This window comes from Streptomyces sp. NRRL F-5122, assembly GCF_001507435.1.
Lineage (GTDB): Bacteria > Actinomycetota > Actinomycetes > Streptomycetales > Streptomycetaceae > Streptomyces > Streptomyces lannensis.
Genome location: NZ_LMWH01000074.1, coordinates 1 through 1,370 on the forward strand (window position 1 = coordinate 1; position 1,370 = coordinate 1,370).

2 protein-coding genes are annotated in these 1,370 nt (G+C 65.5%); both read left to right on the forward strand.

Translation table 11 applies throughout. The features are described from left to right. Positions 1-75 precede the first annotated feature (75 nt). A complete protein-coding gene (locus tag ADL25_RS10655; protein ID WP_059127432.1) occupies positions 76-543 on the forward strand; it encodes a hypothetical protein in 468 nt (155 codons plus the stop codon). Between the two features lie 17 nt (positions 544-560). Further along, positions 561-1,360 (forward strand): IS5 family transposase gene (locus tag ADL25_RS47995; protein ID WP_416070673.1). Its coding sequence is split into 2 segments (ribosomal slippage): positions 561-909 and positions 909-1,360, totalling 801 coding nucleotides; the frame shifts between segments, so codons are not numbered across the junction. Positions 1,361-1,370: the final 10 nt, after the last annotated feature.

Sequence of the window (1,370 nt, forward strand, 5' to 3'; positions counted from 1 at the left end):
AGACGTCATCTCATTTGGTGAGTCTGTGCGATGATTCATCGGCCAGCAGGAAGCCAGGAGCGGGGGCGCAGGCCGATGGAGTACGTCAATCTCGATGCGCAGGTCGGCGAGCTGTCAGGGGTCTTGGACCCGTCTCGCTACCTGGAGCGTCTGCCCTCAATCTCCGGTGATCTGCCGTCTGGTGCGCGGTCCTTCGCCACTGACACGGGGCACTACGACTCCCACAGCAGGCGGTGTGTGAAGGATCTGACGCTTCGTGCTGTGCGTGGTGTCGGCGGTGAGGAGATAGAGGTCGAGTTCCAGCACAACTGCTGGAAGCATGACCGCGACCTGGCCATCCGCTACGTAGGCGTGTCCAGCTTCGTCATCGATCCCGCTGGCGAGGACCGAGGGGCGGATCTCGGGGCTGTGATGCTCGACGAGATCCTGCCGCACCGAGACGGCTGCAGCCACGAGATCGCCTGCTGGGACGGCACCCTCACCGTTGTCTGCCGTGACCTCCAGGCGGCCTGGACTGAGGTCGACTGCTCAAGCGAGTCGTAGGCGGATAGATCGTGGGGATTGTTGAGCGGCTGGTGCCGGATGAGTTGTGGGAGCTGTTCCAGCGGGTGGTGCCGGAAGCTCCGACGCGGCCGCAGGGCGGCGGCCGGCGTCGGCACGGTGACCGGGAGGTGCTGGCTGCGATCGTGTTCGTGGCCACGTCTGGTTGTACGTGGCAGCAGCTGCCGTCCGCGTCGCTCGGGCCGTCAGGAGCGACAGCCCACCGGCGCTTCGCCGAGTGGACGAAGGCCAGGGTCTGGGCCAAGCTCCACCGCCTAGTCCTCGACGAACTCGGCGCCCGCGGCGAGCTGGACTGGTCCCGCTGCGCGATCGACTCGGTGAACATGCGGGCCCTGAAAAGGGGGACCTGACAGGCCCGAATCCTGTAGACCGGGGTAAGTACGGCTCGAAGATCCACTTGATCACCGAGCGGACCGGTCTGCCCCTGTCCGCCGGAATCTCGGGGGCGAACCTGCACGACAGCCAGGCGCTGATCCCGCTGGTGAAGGGCATACCGCCGATCCGCTCCCGGCGCGGACGCCGACGACGCAGGCCGGGAAAGCTCCATGCCGACAAGGGATACGACTATGACCACCTGCGGCGTTGGTTACGCAAGCGGGGCATCACGCATCGCATCGCGCGCAAGGGCATCGAGTCCTCAACCCGCCTGGGCCGTCACCGTTGGACCATAGAACGCACGATGTCCTGGCTCGCCGGATGCCGTCGACTGCACCGCCGCTACGAACGCAAATCCGAGCACTTCCTGGCCTTCACCAGCATCGCCTGCACCCTCATCTGCTACCGCAGACTCACCAAATGAGATGACGTCT

Bases quoted from the DNA above. Each gene is read 5' to 3' on its own strand.
- ADL25_RS10655 (WP_059127432.1), top strand. From the start codon at position 76: ATGGAGTACGTCAATCTCGATGCGCAGGTCGGCGAGCTGTCAGGGGTC.